Annotated in this window: 16 protein-coding genes; 13 read left to right on the top strand and 3 right to left on the bottom strand. The window is 36.2% G+C overall.

Features of this window, described 5'->3' with window-relative positions; genetic code table 11:
- Positions 1 to 14: 14 nt before the first annotated feature.
- From ETP70_RS04210 to ETP70_RS04200, 3 genes are read right to left on the bottom strand one after another with little or no spacing between them, the layout of a single operon-like run.
- Complete coding sequence (locus tag ETP70_RS04210; RefSeq protein ID WP_151900006.1) at positions 15 to 287, bottom strand: hypothetical protein; 273 nt, start codon at positions 285 to 287, stop codon at positions 15 to 17.
- A complete protein-coding gene (locus ETP70_RS04205) occupies positions 284 to 529 on the bottom strand; it encodes a hypothetical protein (protein WP_151900005.1) in 246 nt (81 codons plus the stop codon). The genes ETP70_RS04210 and ETP70_RS04205 overlap by 4 nt, the downstream gene beginning before the upstream one ends.
- Positions 529 to 1734: an MFS transporter gene (locus ETP70_RS04200; RefSeq protein WP_151900004.1), complete on the bottom strand. Its 1206-nt coding sequence runs from the start codon at positions 1732 to 1734 to the stop codon at positions 529 to 531. Before ETP70_RS04200 ends, ETP70_RS04205 begins: the two co-directional genes overlap by 1 nt.
- Positions 1735 to 1855: 121 nt before the next feature.
- Between ETP70_RS04200 and ETP70_RS04195 the strand changes: the two genes are divergently transcribed.
- From ETP70_RS04195 to mshL, 13 genes are all read left to right on the top strand, one after another.
- Complete coding sequence (locus tag ETP70_RS04195) at positions 1856 to 2257, top strand: flagellar protein FlaG (protein ID WP_151900003.1); 402 nt, start codon at positions 1856 to 1858, stop codon at positions 2255 to 2257.
- A 163-nt stretch (positions 2258 to 2420) separates the two neighbouring features.
- Positions 2421 to 3644: an argininosuccinate synthase gene (locus ETP70_RS04190; RefSeq protein ID WP_151900002.1), complete on the top strand. Its 1224-nt coding sequence runs from the start codon at positions 2421 to 2423 to the stop codon at positions 3642 to 3644.
- Positions 3645 to 3659: 15 nt separating this feature from the next.
- A complete protein-coding gene (locus tag ETP70_RS04185; protein WP_151900001.1) occupies positions 3660 to 4397 on the top strand; it encodes a ferredoxin-thioredoxin reductase catalytic domain-containing protein in 738 nt (245 codons plus the stop codon).
- A 20-nt stretch (positions 4398 to 4417) separates the two neighbouring features.
- Positions 4418 to 4864, top strand: a complete 447-nt coding sequence (rplI, locus tag ETP70_RS04180) for a 50S ribosomal protein L9 (RefSeq protein WP_151900000.1) — start codon at positions 4418 to 4420, stop codon at positions 4862 to 4864.
- A gap of 6 nt (positions 4865 to 4870) precedes the next feature.
- Positions 4871 to 5416 carry an ATP-dependent protease subunit HslV gene (hslV, locus tag ETP70_RS04175; RefSeq protein WP_151899999.1) on the top strand — a complete coding sequence of 182 codons (546 nt, stop codon included), beginning with the start codon at positions 4871 to 4873 and terminating at the stop codon, positions 5414 to 5416.
- Entirely contained in the window at positions 5413 to 6741 is a 1329-nt protein-coding gene (gene hslU, locus ETP70_RS04170) for an ATP-dependent protease ATPase subunit HslU (RefSeq protein ID WP_151899998.1), read from the top strand. Before hslV ends, hslU begins: the two co-directional genes overlap by 4 nt.
- A gap of 46 nt (positions 6742 to 6787) precedes the next feature.
- Complete coding sequence (era, locus tag ETP70_RS04165; RefSeq protein ID WP_151899997.1) at positions 6788 to 7672, top strand: GTPase Era; 885 nt, start codon at positions 6788 to 6790, stop codon at positions 7670 to 7672.
- Positions 7662 to 8654 (top strand): L,D-transpeptidase family protein, encoded by a 993-nt coding sequence (locus ETP70_RS04160; protein WP_151899996.1) that lies wholly within the window; start codon positions 7662 to 7664, stop codon positions 8652 to 8654. Before era ends, ETP70_RS04160 begins: the two co-directional genes overlap by 11 nt.
- Positions 8655 to 9947 (top strand): M99 family carboxypeptidase catalytic domain-containing protein, encoded by a 1293-nt coding sequence (locus ETP70_RS04155; protein ID WP_151899995.1) that lies wholly within the window; start codon positions 8655 to 8657, stop codon positions 9945 to 9947.
- Between the two features lie 11 nt (positions 9948 to 9958).
- Positions 9959 to 11494, top strand: coding sequence for a hypothetical protein (locus ETP70_RS04150; protein WP_151899994.1), 1536 nt, complete (start codon positions 9959 to 9961; stop codon positions 11492 to 11494).
- A complete protein-coding gene (locus ETP70_RS04145) occupies positions 11491 to 12123 on the top strand; it encodes a hypothetical protein (protein ID WP_151899993.1) in 633 nt (210 codons plus the stop codon). Before ETP70_RS04150 ends, ETP70_RS04145 begins: the two co-directional genes overlap by 4 nt.
- Positions 12123 to 12569: a hypothetical protein gene (locus tag ETP70_RS04140; RefSeq protein ID WP_151899992.1), complete on the top strand. Its 447-nt coding sequence runs from the start codon at positions 12123 to 12125 to the stop codon at positions 12567 to 12569. Before ETP70_RS04145 ends, ETP70_RS04140 begins: the two co-directional genes overlap by 1 nt.
- A gap of 9 nt (positions 12570 to 12578) precedes the next feature.
- Positions 12579 to 14219: a pilus (MSHA type) biogenesis protein MshL gene (gene mshL / locus ETP70_RS04135; RefSeq protein ID WP_151899991.1), complete on the top strand. Its 1641-nt coding sequence runs from the start codon at positions 12579 to 12581 to the stop codon at positions 14217 to 14219.
- Position 14220: the final 1 nt, after the last annotated feature.

Here is a 14220-nt window from a genome sequence, read left to right as displayed (position 1 = left end):
GGTATCTTTTGAAATTATTTTTGAAAAAATTGTGCTACCTCTTGCATCGTTTCTATCAGTGCCTCTTTTGTAGAAAATTCCAAAACTTTTGTATCTCTGACATTTTCACCCGGCGGCGTATAATCAAACACAAGCACATAATGTATCAACTTGACTTTCTCACCGTACAGATCAAACCATTCCAGACTCATCTCGGCAATTTCACCCTGCATATCAATGACAACCGCACCATACAGACGTGTCAAATTCTCCAAACTGATGTCACCCTCTTTTGATTTGTAAATCATTCCTCTCCCTTGTCTAAACTTTTTTTCATTGCACCGTTTTTCATTTTCAAATATGCCAAAAATCCGAATATTGTGCCTGTTACAATAAAACCCGCACCAATCACATCCTCTTTTTGCACTGCCATTATTATCCAGCAGATATCTGCAAAAAGATAGACAATCACTGCCTGATAAATCTTTCCTTTATAGGTAAGATAGGCACCAATGTTTAACAGCAGTCCGCCAAGTATTGCAAAACTCATCATGAAATCTCTTCTATTTTTTGACTTTTGAGTACATATTTATAGTAAAGCGCGCCTACAAAAAAACCGCTGCCAATTATAGCCGTAATTGCCTCTAAAGAAAATGAATGTGCTGCCAAAAAGCCAATCATATACGAAGTAAAAGCTGCCGAAGACAAAAACAGCATGTCATTATAGGCAACAATCCGTCCATAGTATTTTTTTTCTATGTTTTTTTGCAAAAGTGTATAACTGTAAGACCATAAAGTCGTTGTAAAGAAACCGACAAGCACGCTCGCTGCCAAAGAAAGATAAAAATTATGCATTGCAAATGCCCATATCCAGACAGCTGTCCCCTGGGCTATAAATACATAGACAAGCCTTGTGTTGTTAATCCATTTTCCGATATATACCGGACCGATGACAAGACCTACGGCACGGGCAGAATGCAGTAGCCCAAGAGCCAGTGAAGCCGCAATAAAAGAGGCATAATACTCATCAACCATCAAGGCCACCAGGGCATCAAAAGCGGTAAGACCGACAAAAGAGTGGATAAGCATCAGATGGAGAGCTTTTGGTGTTCTTTTGAGATAAACAAAAGTCTCCTGCATCATTTTAAAAATATTTTCTTCGACTTTCAGTATTTCTATTTTAATTTCTGTATAAAAGAGCAGCCAAAAAGCTATAAAAAACATCAATCCGTCAAGCATAAAGGCCGTTTTTATACCAAACCAATAAACCACAAAGCCGCTTACCGCCATTCCCAGCGTATAGGAAAACGACCAGATAATAGAATGCAGTTCATTAGCGCGCTGCAGCTTGCTCCCATGCAGGATTTTTGGCAAAAGCGACATCTCTGTCGTAAAATAAAATGAAGCTGCCGCCATTTTAAAAAATATCAATACATACAAAAGTAACAAGTCCGAGACCTGTGTCACAAATATCAAAGAGACAGTAGCGACTATTTCCACCGTGATAAGCAGCAGCATCAGTTTTTTTGGATTCATCCTGTCTATAACAGGACCCGAAAACGGAGCCTGCAAAACACCGGCAAAAAAGTTCAGCATTGCTACAAAACCGACAACAGAGGCGGATACATGTAACTCAATGAGCAGAGTATATATAGCTACATTGGAAAACCAGGCCCCAAAATAAGAAATCAGCTGAATTGTCGAAAGCTGTCTTAATACTTTTTCTTCTTTGAGTAATTTTATATATTCTTTCATAAACGCAAGATTATCATAAATATTTTAGAATAAACACAAAAAAATAAAATATTTTCTAAAGTTATTCACGGCATTGTCGATTTTGTCATTACTAATTACACTTTTCGCAAAGGAGTATGTCATGGATGGCATTGCAAATGTTGCAAGACAGCAGCAGTCACAGGTAGGTTCGGCAGAAATTCAAGGACGATCACAAAATCAGTCACAGCAGGTACAGCAGACAGCACAGACAAGAACAAAGCAGGCTGATGTTATTAAAGAAACACAAAATTCTGCAGCTGACAATACAAAAAATACAAACGCCCAAAAAGATGTTGAAAATCTGGTAAAGGAGCTCAATGATGCACTTTCTCCGCTCAATACAAGTATAAAATTTGGAGTAGACAAAAATGACATCTTTTATGTAGCGGCGATAGATACAAAAACAAATACCGTTATTCGAAGATTTCCGGCAGAACAGGCACATGATTTTCTTCCAAAAATGCAAGAGGTCAGCGGAATTCTATTTGACTCTAAGGGGTAAAGTGTACTTCACAAAGTACTGCATTTACTCTTGAACCCTCTTTACATGTAAACACACCTTTGGCAAGTTTTACTAAAAAAAACAAATACAAAATTCATAAGCAACTTCTCACCTGTTTTTCGTTATAATCGCGGTAATTATTTTATTATCAAAGGTTTTTTACATGAAAAAAAGTGTTAAAAAAGTTGTTTTGGCATACTCTGGCGGACTTGATACCAGTGTTATACTCAAATGGCTGCAAGACGAATACAAATGCGAAGTTGTTACTTTTACAGCAGATTTAGGACAAGGTGAAGAACTTGAACCTGCACGTGTTAAAGCACTTGAACTTGGCATTAAACCTGAGAATATTTTTATTGATGATTTACGCGAAGAGTTTGTAAGAGATTTTGTTTTCCCGATGTTTCGTGCCAATGCTATTTATGAAGGGGAATATCTTTTAGGGACATCCATTGCACGCCCTTTAATAGCAAAACGTCAGGCAGAAATTGCAAAAATCACCGGTGCTGACGGTGTAGCGCATGGGGCAACAGGAAAAGGCAATGACCAGGTTCGCTTTGAAATGGGATACCTTGGACAGGACTCTACACTTACCATTATCGCTCCTTGGCGTGAATGGGATTTAAATTCTCGTGAAAAACTTTTGGCCTATGCGGCACAGCATGGAATTCAGATTGAGAAAAAAGGAAAAAAATCCCCTTATTCTATGGATGCCAACCTTTTGCATATCTCTTATGAAGGCGGTATTTTGGAAGACCCTGCAGCAGAGCCGGAAGAGTCGATGTGGCTGTGGACAACTTCACCAGAAAAAGCACCGGATACTCCCGAATACATAGAGATCGAATACAAAAACGGTGATCCGATTGCACTCAACGGAGAAAAACTTTCACCTGCCACAATGCTGCAGACACTAAACGAATATGGCAACAAGCACGGAATCGGTCGTGTTGACATCGTTGAAAACCGTTTTGTCGGCATGAAAGCCCGCGGATGTTATGAAACTCCGGGCGGAACGATTATGCTCAAAGCACACCGGGCAATAGAATCCATCACACTTGACCGTGAAGCAGCGCACCTTAAAGATGAGATGATGCCTCGTTATGCAAAACTTATATATAACGGTTTTTGGTTTGCTCCTGAGCGTGAAATGCTGCAGGCAGCAATTGATCAAACACAAAAATGGGTGGAAGGAACAGTACGATTAAAGCTTTACAAAGGAAATGTAACCGTTGTGGGAAGAAGTTCTGATGTTTCGCTTTTTAATCCTGAATATTCTACTTTTGAAGAAGATGAAGTTTACAACCAAAAAGATGCAGAAGGTTTTATAAAACTCAATGCATTGCGTTTTATCATTGAAGGTAAAGCAAGAAACAAATTTAAAAAATAACTAGAGGAACGAGATATGAGTATAATAAAAATTGATATGAATTCACCGGAATTTCAGGCGGAACTTGAAAAAACAATCAAATTTACAGACAAGGTCAATGCACAGTTCGGTTGGGTATACAACCCGCAAGAAGAAGTGAACGAAGGCGTACAGATGGGCCTTGCACGAAACAAGATGATGTACAAAAAAAGATTTTGTCCCTGTTTTATGGTTGAAGAAGTTGACGGAAAGCCAAAATCGGTTGATGACAGAATCTGTCCTTGTAAACCTGCCATTGAAAAAGAAATTCCGGAGGGTGGCGTCTGTCACTGTGGAATTTTCTGTACTCCTGAATTTGCCGAGAAAAAGCGTATTGAACTCGGTATGGAAGAGGCCGCACACAGCCATTCCAGAGGACTGACAAAAGAGGAGTGCGAAATACTTGTGAACAAAGACGAACTTGACGGTGATGAACTTGTATCCCTTTTAGAAGCACGTGAACTGAAAATGGTTGATTTTAAGCTTGTAGATGTACGCGAATATATGGAATGGCAGATGGGGCACATTAAAGGTGCAGACAAACTGGTACCGACAAGTTCATTTTTTCAAACATGGGAAGAAACAAACTACGGTAAAAATGAAAATATCATACTCTACTGTCATGTAGGAAGCCGTTCTGCTCATGTTGCAAGAATTCTTACAGACAACGGTTATACAAAAATCGGAAACTTGACAAATGGTATTGTTGCCTATCCAGGTGAAATAGAAAGATAAAATAAAACTAGGAATAATCTATGAAAGTATTATTAATTAAAGATGTAAAAAGTTTGGGTAAAGCCGGTGAAGTCAAAGAGGTCAAACCAGGTTATGGTCAAAACTTTTTAATTAAAAAAGGTTTTGCCAAACCTGCAACACCTGAGATTATTGCTGAACATGAGGCAGAAACCAAAAGAAAAGAAGAAGAAGAAAAAGCTGAAATAGCAAGACTCAAGAAGATTGCAGAAAAACTTGATAAACTCGAAGTTGTCATTACAAAAAAAGTTGGCAACAACGGACACCTGTTTGGGGCTATAACCAAAGAAGAAGTCGCAAATGCACTCAAAGAACAACATGACATAGAGATAGATAAAAAAGCCATTACAGACAAAACAGCGATTAAAACAATCGGGGAACATGATTTGGATTTGAAACTCGGTCACGGAATTCATGCAAAACTCCATGTAGATGTTCAGGGAGAGTAAGAATTAATGTTTGATGCTACTACCATACTGGCCTACAAAGGTCAAAAAAAAGCCGTTATCGGCGGTGATGGTCAAGTGACCTTTGGAGACAGCGTTTTAAAGGGCAATGCAACAAAAATCCGCAGGCTGCATCACGGTAAAATTCTGGCAGGGTTTGCCGGAAGTACTGCTGATGCTTTTAATCTGTTTGATATGTTTGAAGAATTTTTAGAAAATAAAAAAGGAGATTTGCTCAAATCTGTTGTTGAGTTTTCTAAGGCTTGGAGAAAAGACAAAGTGCTGCGTCGTCTTGAGGCTATGATGATTGTTTTGAACAATGAACATATATTTATTTTGACGGGAAACGGCGATGTGGTTGAGCCGGAAGACGGACAAATCGCTTCTATAGGAAGCGGAGGCAATTTTGCCATTTCAGCTGCACGCGCATTAAAAAAGCACGCTTCATTGGACGAAGAGGAACTTGTCAAAGAGTCTTTACATGTAGCGGCAGATCTTTGTATATATACAAATCATAATATTAAAACACTCATACTCGATGGAGAAGCGCAGTGAATTTAACACCAAAAGAAATTGTAGAATATCTGGACAATTATGTCATTGCTCAAAAAGATGCGAAAAAAACCATTGCACTTGCTTTGCGAACACGCTACAGACGTATGCAGCTTGATGATGAACTCAAGAATGAAATTACTCCGAAAAATATTTTAATGATTGGTTCAACCGGTGTCGGAAAGACGGAAATATCACGCCGTCTGGCTAAAATGATGAAAGTACCGTTTATAAAAGTTGAAGCAAGCAAATATACAGAAGTGGGGTTTGTCGGTCGTGACGTAGAGTCTATGATTCGTGATCTGGTTGTAAATTCCATCAGCATTGTCAAAGCGGAACAGGAAGAAGCAAACAAAGAAAAAATAGAAAACTACATTATCAATAAAATCACAGAAAAACTGCTCCCTCCCCTTCCTGCCGGTGCAAGTGAAAGCAAAAAAGATGATTATCAACGCCTCTTAGAAGCTATGGAAAAGCGTATAGAATCCGGTGAAATGGATGATAAAGTCATAGAACTTGAAATAGAAAAACTCAATATCGAATTTAATGACACAAATTTACCGCCGGAAATGGCCAAAGTGCAAGAGAGTTTCTCCAAAGTCTTTGCCACAATTAACAAAGAAGACAACAAAAAAGAGGTAACGGTTAAAGATGCCAAGATGCTTCTTCGTCAGGAAGCAACCAATAAACTTCTTGATATGACAAGAGTAAATGCAGAAGCATTGAGACGGGCGGAAAACGGAGGGATTATTTTTCTTGATGAAATAGACAAAATTGCACTCAGTGAAAAAAGTCAGGGACGGAATGACCCCTCAAAAGAAGGAGTCCAGAGAGACCTCTTGCCTATCGTAGAGGGAAGCAGTGTTTCAACAAAATACGGAACAATCAATACCGATCATATTCTCTTTATTGCAGCCGGTGCTTTTCATGTCAGCAAACCAAGTGATTTGATTCCGGAACTGCAAGGAAGATTTCCGCTTCGTGTAGAACTAGAAGCTTTAACAGAAGAGACACTCTATCAAATACTAACGCGTACACAAAACTCTCTGCTGAAACAGTACCAGGCTCTCTTGGGCGTTGAAGGCATGGAGTTGATATTTGAAGATGAAGCGGTAAGAGCCATTGCAAAACTTGCACACCGTGCCAATGAAACGGCTGAAGATATCGGTGCAAGACGTCTGCATACTGTGTTAGAGAGAATACTTGAAGATATCAGTTTCAATGCAGATGAGTATAAAGGAAAAGAGTTTGTCGTCACAGCAAAGCTTGTGCATGAAAAACTCGATAACGCCGTAGAAGATGAAGACTTATCAAGATATATATTATAATAAGTTCAGACACTTGTGTCTGTAAAAATAAGTAAGGTTTGTAAAAATGACTAAAGCTGGTTTCGTTTCCTTGATTGGACGTCCGAATGCAGGTAAAAGCACCCTAATGAATTCCCTTTTGGGCGAAAAAATTGCAATGGTAAGTCAAAAAGCCAATGCAACAAGAAAGCGTTCAAATGCAATTGTTATGCATGAAAATGCACAGATTATTTTTGTCGACACGCCCGGTTTGCATGAAAAAGAAAAAATGCTCAATCAGTTTATGCTTGATGAAGCCCTTAAAGCAATGGGTGATTGTGATTTAATCGTCTACCTTGCACCGGTGACTGATTCTACCGAACATTATGAAAGATTTTTAAAAATTAACAACGGACGGGTGAAGCATATTATTGTTTTAAGCAAAATAGATCAGGTTTCGCAAGAAAAACTTTTTAAATCGATTAGTGCCTACAATAAATATGCTGATCACTTTGAAGCGCTTATTCCTGTAGCAATTCCCCGTAAGGTAGGTCATAAAGACTTATTGGACACTATTGCAAAAAATTTACCGGAATCTCCTTATCTGTATGATCCTGAGGATTTGACAAGTGAACTTGTTCGTGACATTTATGCAGGATTTATCCGTGAAGCTATTTTTGAAAACATCAGTGATGAAGTCCCTTATGAATCGGATGTCATTATTGACTCTATCGAAGAAGAAACAGGAATTGACAGAATTTATGCCACAATAATTATAGAAAAAGAGTCGCAAAAAGGAATCATTATCGGAAAAGGCGGTGAATCCGTCAAACGAATAGGCAAATCTGCCCGAGAAAAAATCGAAAGACTCAGCGGAAAAAAAGCCTATTTGAACCTTCAGGTAACAGTCAAAAAAGGGTGGACAAAAGACAAAAATTTCCTCAAAGAGATAGGATATGACCATGGGCAATAGATTTTACTTTTTTGTTATAAGTATTATCTGTACACTTTGTTTTTCAACTGCTGTGTTTGCTTCAAACAATGACATTTTAACAAACTATCGACTGCATGGCATTAAAAATATTCAAAAAGAGTTGGATAAAAGCCTTAGTGATAAAAATTATTGGCAGGAGTTTCTCAAAAACAAAGACACCCAATTTGGCTATATTGAATCCTATACAAATATTTTACTGTGTGACAAATCAAAATCAGAACTGTTAATTTACTCAAGAGACAGCAACAACACATACAGGCTGCGAAAAGAGTACAGTGCTTTTACGGGAAAATTCAAAGGAGACAAAACCAGAGAAGGCGACCTTAAAACACCTGTTGGCGTTTATGATATTGTAAAAAAGCTATCAAAAGTCGACTCTTTTTACGGTCCAATGGCATTTGTGACTTCCTATCCGAACCTCTATGACAGATACAAAGGAAAAACTGGACAGGGTATCTGGATTCACGGACTGCCAAGCAATCAGGAAAGAGACGAATTTACAAAAGGGTGTATTGCCATCAATAACAAAAGCATAGAATGTCTTAATAAAAATATTGATATCAAAAAAACAGTATTGATTATAAAAGAAGATACAGGCAGCAACCATACTGTATCAAAAGAGACCCTGGCACTGCTTTTATCCAATCTGTACGCATGGCGCTATTCCTGGCTTTATAATAATCTGGAAGATTATCTTCACTTCTATGCACAGGAATTTAAAAGATTTGACGGTATGAATCTTGAAAAATTCAAGCAATACAAGCAAAGAGTTTTTAGCAAAAATGAAAATAAAATCATACTGTTTCGCAATATAAACATCATTGCATATCCCAATATTGAAAACTTATATAAGATAACCTTTAACGAAGAGTACAAATCCGACAGTTTCTCTTTTCATGGAAAAAAGATATTAATTGTACGCTTACAAAACAATCAATTCAGCATTATAACAGAGAAATAAATGTCTCTGATTTTCAATATATGCCTGGCACTTCTTTTTTCATCTGTTCTCAATGCAAATATTCAGCTTATCAAAAAAGAAAACAGTGACTCAAACACCACTCTTTTAGTTATAGGCGGAATTCACGGTAATGAACCCGGCGGATATTTTGCAGCTTCAATATTGGCCACACACTACACTGTAACATCTAAGAATTTATGGATTATTCCAAACTTGAACAAAGAAAGTATTATGGCTAACAAACGTGGCATTCATGGTGATATGAATCGTAAGTTTTCACATATCAAAAAAGATGACAAAGACAGAAAAATCATCCAAGAAGTCAAAAAAATAATACTTTCAAAAAAAGTTTCTTTAGTCTTAAATTTACACGACGGACATGGTTTTTACCGTAAGCAGAACCAAGGCAGTATATTTAATCCGAATGCCTGGGGACAGACCTGTGTTATTGACCAGTGCCGACTCCAACAAAAACAGCTTTTTGGCGACTTAAACACTATTGCAGAAACAGTCAAAAACAATATCAATAAAAAACTCCTGAAAAAGCATCACAGTTTCAATGTAAAAAACACCAATACAAAGTATGAAGATGAGGCAATGCAGCTTTCTCTTACCTACTTTGCTGTTACAAATGACAAGCCGGCATTTGCCATCGAGACAAGTAAAAATCTCTCCAGCTTGTCTCAAAAAGTCTTTTATCAACTCATGGCAATAGAAGAATATATGAAAATAATGGGAATCGCCTACAAACGCGACTTTGAATTAAATGCAGCACAAATCACGAATATAATAAAAAACTATGGAACATTAGTAATAAATCACAATATTTTGTTAAATTTGAATGATATAAAAAACTCTTTAAGCTATATTCCGATAAAATCAAAAAGTAATGAGTTTTATTTCTCCCATCCATTGGGAGAAGTAAAAAGAAAACAAGGCAGATATTTGATATATATCGGGAATAAGTTAGTAACTACACTCAAACCCCAATATTTTAAAATGTCGGATTATTGTCCCGAAAAATACACAATTGTTATAGACAATAACGAAGTTTCTTTGCCAAAAGCTTCAGAATTTTATGTAAGTGACGATTTTAAAATCGTCAAGAGTAAAAAACACCGTGTGAATGTTATAGGTTATTATAAAAAAAACAGAGTAGATGAGAGTCAGATAAATATATCTTTAAAAGAGTTAAACAAACACTATTCAGTTGATAACAATAACAAAACATACAGGATTGAGTTTTACAAAAATGATGAATTTTGTTCCATGTTATTGGTTCATTTTAAATAGGATTATAGTTAATGAATACATCAACACAGCACTCTTTTTCAAGTGTATTATCAATTAATCCATACAAAGAGACATACTTTAGTGGAATATCAAGTTTCATCACAGAAACAACAAGTCCAAAATTTTCAAAAGATCAGTTTGTAATTTCATATATCAGTACAAAAGAATTTATAACTGCCCAGATTGCAATCAGTAAAAATATTCCTGAGGAAGATTTGTTTGATGCTATCAGTAACAAAGCATATGATGAACTGGCCCTTGATCAGGCAGTTGAGTATAAAATTCGGTACATAGAATCATTTGACACATTAGATGAAGAAAACAGATATTTTCATGTCTTTATCGTAGACCCTTTGGACATAACCAATACTTTTATAAAAATTATTGAAAAAGTAAAATATATTGATGTCATCATTCCTTCGCCTCTTTTAATCAAATCACTTTATACAAAAGAACTCATCGACAGTAACGGTGTACACTGTTTTATATATATTCAGGAAAATGATGCATTTTTGACTATTTACGGCAACAAGGAATTTGTTTATACCAAATCTTTAAAATATTCTCTTGTAGAAATGCATGAGCGTTTTTGTGAACTGTATGGTGAGAGAATTGAATATAACGAATTTATATACTTTTTTTCAAAAGAAAATCTTAAAGAAACTACAAGCGATTACAAAGAATTTTTTATTCGTCTTTATAAAGAATTGTTTGCAAATATCAATGATATTCTCACCTATGCAAAAAGAGCATTTGATATTGAAAAATTTGAGCATGTATATATAGGAGCACAGCTTCCCACTGTAACAAAACTTTATGAAATGCTGGAAGTTGAGTTAAACATAAAGTCAAGTGAATTTGAATTTGATTACGGTTTTGAGACCGAAGATGAATATGTTGATCAGCTTCATGCACTTATGCATATTTATACAACACTGCCCAAAGATGAAATATATGAATGCAATTTTACTGATTACAGACGACCGCCGAAATTCATCAAACGAGAAAGCGGCAAACTTATAATTTTAATATTTGCTTCCTTTGCTCTTGCGTTTGCGTACCCTATAACATACTGGATACTTACGTATGCACAGACTCTGCAAGAAGATCTGCTCAAACAAAAATATAAAGAGATTCATAATATCAAAATAACCAGAGAAGCCACTATTAAAAACAGGAAAGCAGACAAAGAAAAATCATTGAAATTGCTTGCCAAAGAACAAACAGAATACTCTGAGAAAAAAAACACTCTTATGAAAATTCATGAAGTAAAAGTTGATTATCCCATGAAAGCAAAACTTTTGACAATGTTCACTAAAAACTTAAACAAGTATGGTGTAAAGATTGAAGAAGCAAAGTATGCAGAAGATAATAAAACAAAAACACTGACTTTTTATTTAGTTGCCAATAATGACAGAAAGATTACACAACTTGTTGAATATCTCACTAAGATTTATGAAGGAAAATACAAGTTTATCCTTGAAGAGATTGTCTTTGATGAAAAAACAAATAAATACTTCAGTGAATTAAAGGTGCGTATATTATGAAAATAAATCTTGAAGACTATCTCCATAGAATAGATGCAGCTTTTAAAAACAAAACCCAAAAAGACATCTATATGACTTACCTGATGGTTGTCGGTATCATTTTTACCTTTGCATACCTTCTGTTCTGGGACAGTTCCTTTGACAAATTCACACAGACAAGAGCCAGTGTGCAAAATCTCCAGACAAAGATAAATGCCGATAAAACATTTCTGCAGCATAATCCAGAATCAAAAATTCTACAGCTTGAAAAAGAAATCAGGAACATAAACAATGAGATAATTGTCATAAAAGATACCAACTCTTATATAAAAAGTAAAATTGAGACTATTTCATCTTTAATATATGATGAACGGGCATGGGGTGAATATCTTGATTCCATAGCGACTAATGCACAAAGATATAATGTCAAACTCCTTACCCTGACAAACAAATATGCAAAAAATGAGAGTTCTTTTGGACACATACTCGATATTACAATTGAATCAACTGCGAATTATAAAAACACCTTGAAGTTTATCAATTCATTAGAACAGAGTGAACTGGTCGTTGATATCCACAACTTTGATATAAAAGCTGATCAGGCGTTGATTTCTGATTTAAATATATCTGTATGGGGGATTACATACTAATGAAAAAATTCTACTTGATTTTAATGCTCCTTCTGACTTCGCAACTTTTTTCCAACAATCTGGCATGGGTTGATGAGCAGATTGAAGCCATTAAACCACCAAGAATCGGAGTTTCTGAAAAAGAGATTGCAAGGATAAAAGATCCTTTTATTTTTTTACACAAGAAAAATGATTCCAAAAAAAACAAAACAACCAAAAAAACAGTATTTGGTGCGCATGCAAACTACAAAAAAGTCACGCAACACAGCACTGTGCATTTCAGGCTTGATGCCATCTTAAACAAATCGGCAATGATTAATGGAAAATGGTATAAACAGGGTAAATATATTTATGGTTATAAATTGATTAAAGTCGGTAGAAATTCTGTTCTATTAGTTCGAAAAAATAAAAAACTTCTGCTTTCAACAAAAAGTAAAAGTAAAAAAATAAAAATCTATAATAAGTAGGGATCTCAAATGAAATTTATACAAACATCGGTTTATGCAACAATAATGACCGCGATGCTTTCAACAACCAGCTTTGCAGATTGTTCTTATGAGCTTTTTAGTATCAGTTCTGCAAAAAATACCAAAATCATTGACTTTGTAGAACAATTGAGTGATGAATGTGGTTTCAGTATCATAGTAACTGACCCTCATGCCGAACAATTCCTGAAAACCAAACTGAATAAAACAAACTTAAAGAATTTAACGATTGATGAAGTGTTAGATATTATATTGACACAGCATAACCTTTCCTATACTCTTGAAAACAACCTTTTAAAAATATCCTATTTAACAACAAAAGTTTTCAACATAGACTATATTCTTTCACAAAGAAAAAGCACAGGCAGTACAGATGTCACGCTCAGTTCTTCCTCAAATGCACAACAACAGGGAGGAGGAGCTGGCGGTGGCGGCGGCAGATCTTCCAATTCCCAAAGAGGTGCCGGTGGAAACTCAGGAACCGGTGGAGGCAATTCTACATCAGATACAGGTGTAAAAATCGAAAGTTCTGATGAAGTTAAATTTTGGGAGCAACTTGATACAGAGTTTCAGAGTATTCTCAACCGTCCAAATGACATCTACAAAGCAACGCCTCCAATTATAAACAAAAATGCAGGTCTGATAACTGTAACAGCTACAGACAAACAGCTCAAACGTTTTGAAAGTTATCTAAAAAAATTACAAGACAAGGTAAAACTCCAGGTACTGATTGATGTACAACTGCTCTCCGTTACCATGAGCAAGGGAAAAACAACAGGTATAGACTGGAAACAGCTGTATGCTCTGCAAAATGTCAAACTCTCTGCAAGTACAGCAAACTATAACAATATCGGTACGACAATACCTGCCAATGGAATTATTACAGATACCGCTGCTACAGGTGCGGGTGCATCACAACTTTTTACTATGAGTGCCGGCGGACAACTGACAGAGGTTATCAAATTTTTAAAAACACAGGGAGATGTTACTTCCATATCGAATCCGAAAGTGCTTACTTTAAACAACCAACCGGCACTTATTACAGCAGGGACAGAGTATTTTTATAAAATCCTCTCATCAACCAACCAACAGGGAACAGGCGGCGGAGTCGCTGCTACAACCCAAACCGATTTGGTCAATTCTGTCTTTGCCGGCGTTCTTTTAACAATTACTCCGGAAATTTCTGATGACAAAACAATCACTCTGAGAATAAACCCCTCTCTCTCAGAAACAACAACAGATATCTCCCAAACACCAAATACAGGAAGAGATATGCCGCCGGATTTAAACCGCCGTCAACTCTCTTCTGTTGTAACTGTCAAAGACGGCAACAGAATTATTTTGGGCGGGCTTATAAATTCCAAAAACACAAATAATTCAAATCAGGTTCCAATCTTAGGCAGTATTCCGTTCCTTGGTAATTTATTTAAACATGAAGAAATGGTAAAAACAGTTGAAGAACTTGTCATAATTATTGAACCGCATATTATCCATAAAGAAAAAGATTCAATCTCTTTAAGTGATTTAGGTTATGAGGGACTGAGCGACGAATTACTTACACTGGAAATGGCCTCAAAAAAGAAAAAAGAGATAAAACTGAATCAGACTGATGACAAGGAAGAAGGTAAATAAC

The organism is Sulfurimonas hydrogeniphila (assembly GCF_009068765.1).
Taxonomy (GTDB): domain Bacteria; phylum Campylobacterota; class Campylobacteria; order Campylobacterales; family Sulfurimonadaceae; genus Sulfurimonas; species Sulfurimonas hydrogeniphila.
This window is presented reverse-complemented; position numbering and strand designations above follow the sequence as displayed.

Coding starts and splice junctions, on each gene's coding strand:
- ETP70_RS04210 (WP_151900006.1), bottom strand. CDS start 287: ATGATTTACAAATCAAAAGAGGGTGACATCAGTTTGGAGAATTTGACA.
- ETP70_RS04205 (WP_151900005.1), bottom strand. CDS start 529: ATGAGTTTTGCAATACTTGGCGGACTGCTGTTAAACATTGGTGCCTAT.
- ETP70_RS04200 (WP_151900004.1), bottom strand. CDS start 1,734: ATGAAAGAATATATAAAATTACTCAAAGAAGAAAAAGTATTAAGACAG.
- ETP70_RS04195 (WP_151900003.1), top strand. CDS start 1,856: ATGGATGGCATTGCAAATGTTGCAAGACAGCAGCAGTCACAGGTAGGT.
- ETP70_RS04190 (WP_151900002.1), top strand. CDS start 2,421: ATGAAAAAAAGTGTTAAAAAAGTTGTTTTGGCATACTCTGGCGGACTT.
- ETP70_RS04185 (WP_151900001.1), top strand. CDS start 3,660: ATGAGTATAATAAAAATTGATATGAATTCACCGGAATTTCAGGCGGAA.
- rplI (WP_151900000.1), top strand. CDS start 4,418: ATGAAAGTATTATTAATTAAAGATGTAAAAAGTTTGGGTAAAGCCGGT.
- hslV (WP_151899999.1), top strand. CDS start 4,871: ATGTTTGATGCTACTACCATACTGGCCTACAAAGGTCAAAAAAAAGCC.
- era (WP_151899997.1), top strand. CDS start 6,788: ATGACTAAAGCTGGTTTCGTTTCCTTGATTGGACGTCCGAATGCAGGT.
- ETP70_RS04160 (WP_151899996.1), top strand. CDS start 7,662: ATGGGCAATAGATTTTACTTTTTTGTTATAAGTATTATCTGTACACTT.
- ETP70_RS04155 (WP_151899995.1), top strand. CDS start 8,655: ATGTCTCTGATTTTCAATATATGCCTGGCACTTCTTTTTTCATCTGTT.
- ETP70_RS04150 (WP_151899994.1), top strand. CDS start 9,959: ATGAATACATCAACACAGCACTCTTTTTCAAGTGTATTATCAATTAAT.
- ETP70_RS04145 (WP_151899993.1), top strand. CDS start 11,491: ATGAAAATAAATCTTGAAGACTATCTCCATAGAATAGATGCAGCTTTT.
- ETP70_RS04140 (WP_151899992.1), top strand. CDS start 12,123: ATGAAAAAATTCTACTTGATTTTAATGCTCCTTCTGACTTCGCAACTT.
- mshL (WP_151899991.1), top strand. CDS start 12,579: ATGAAATTTATACAAACATCGGTTTATGCAACAATAATGACCGCGATG.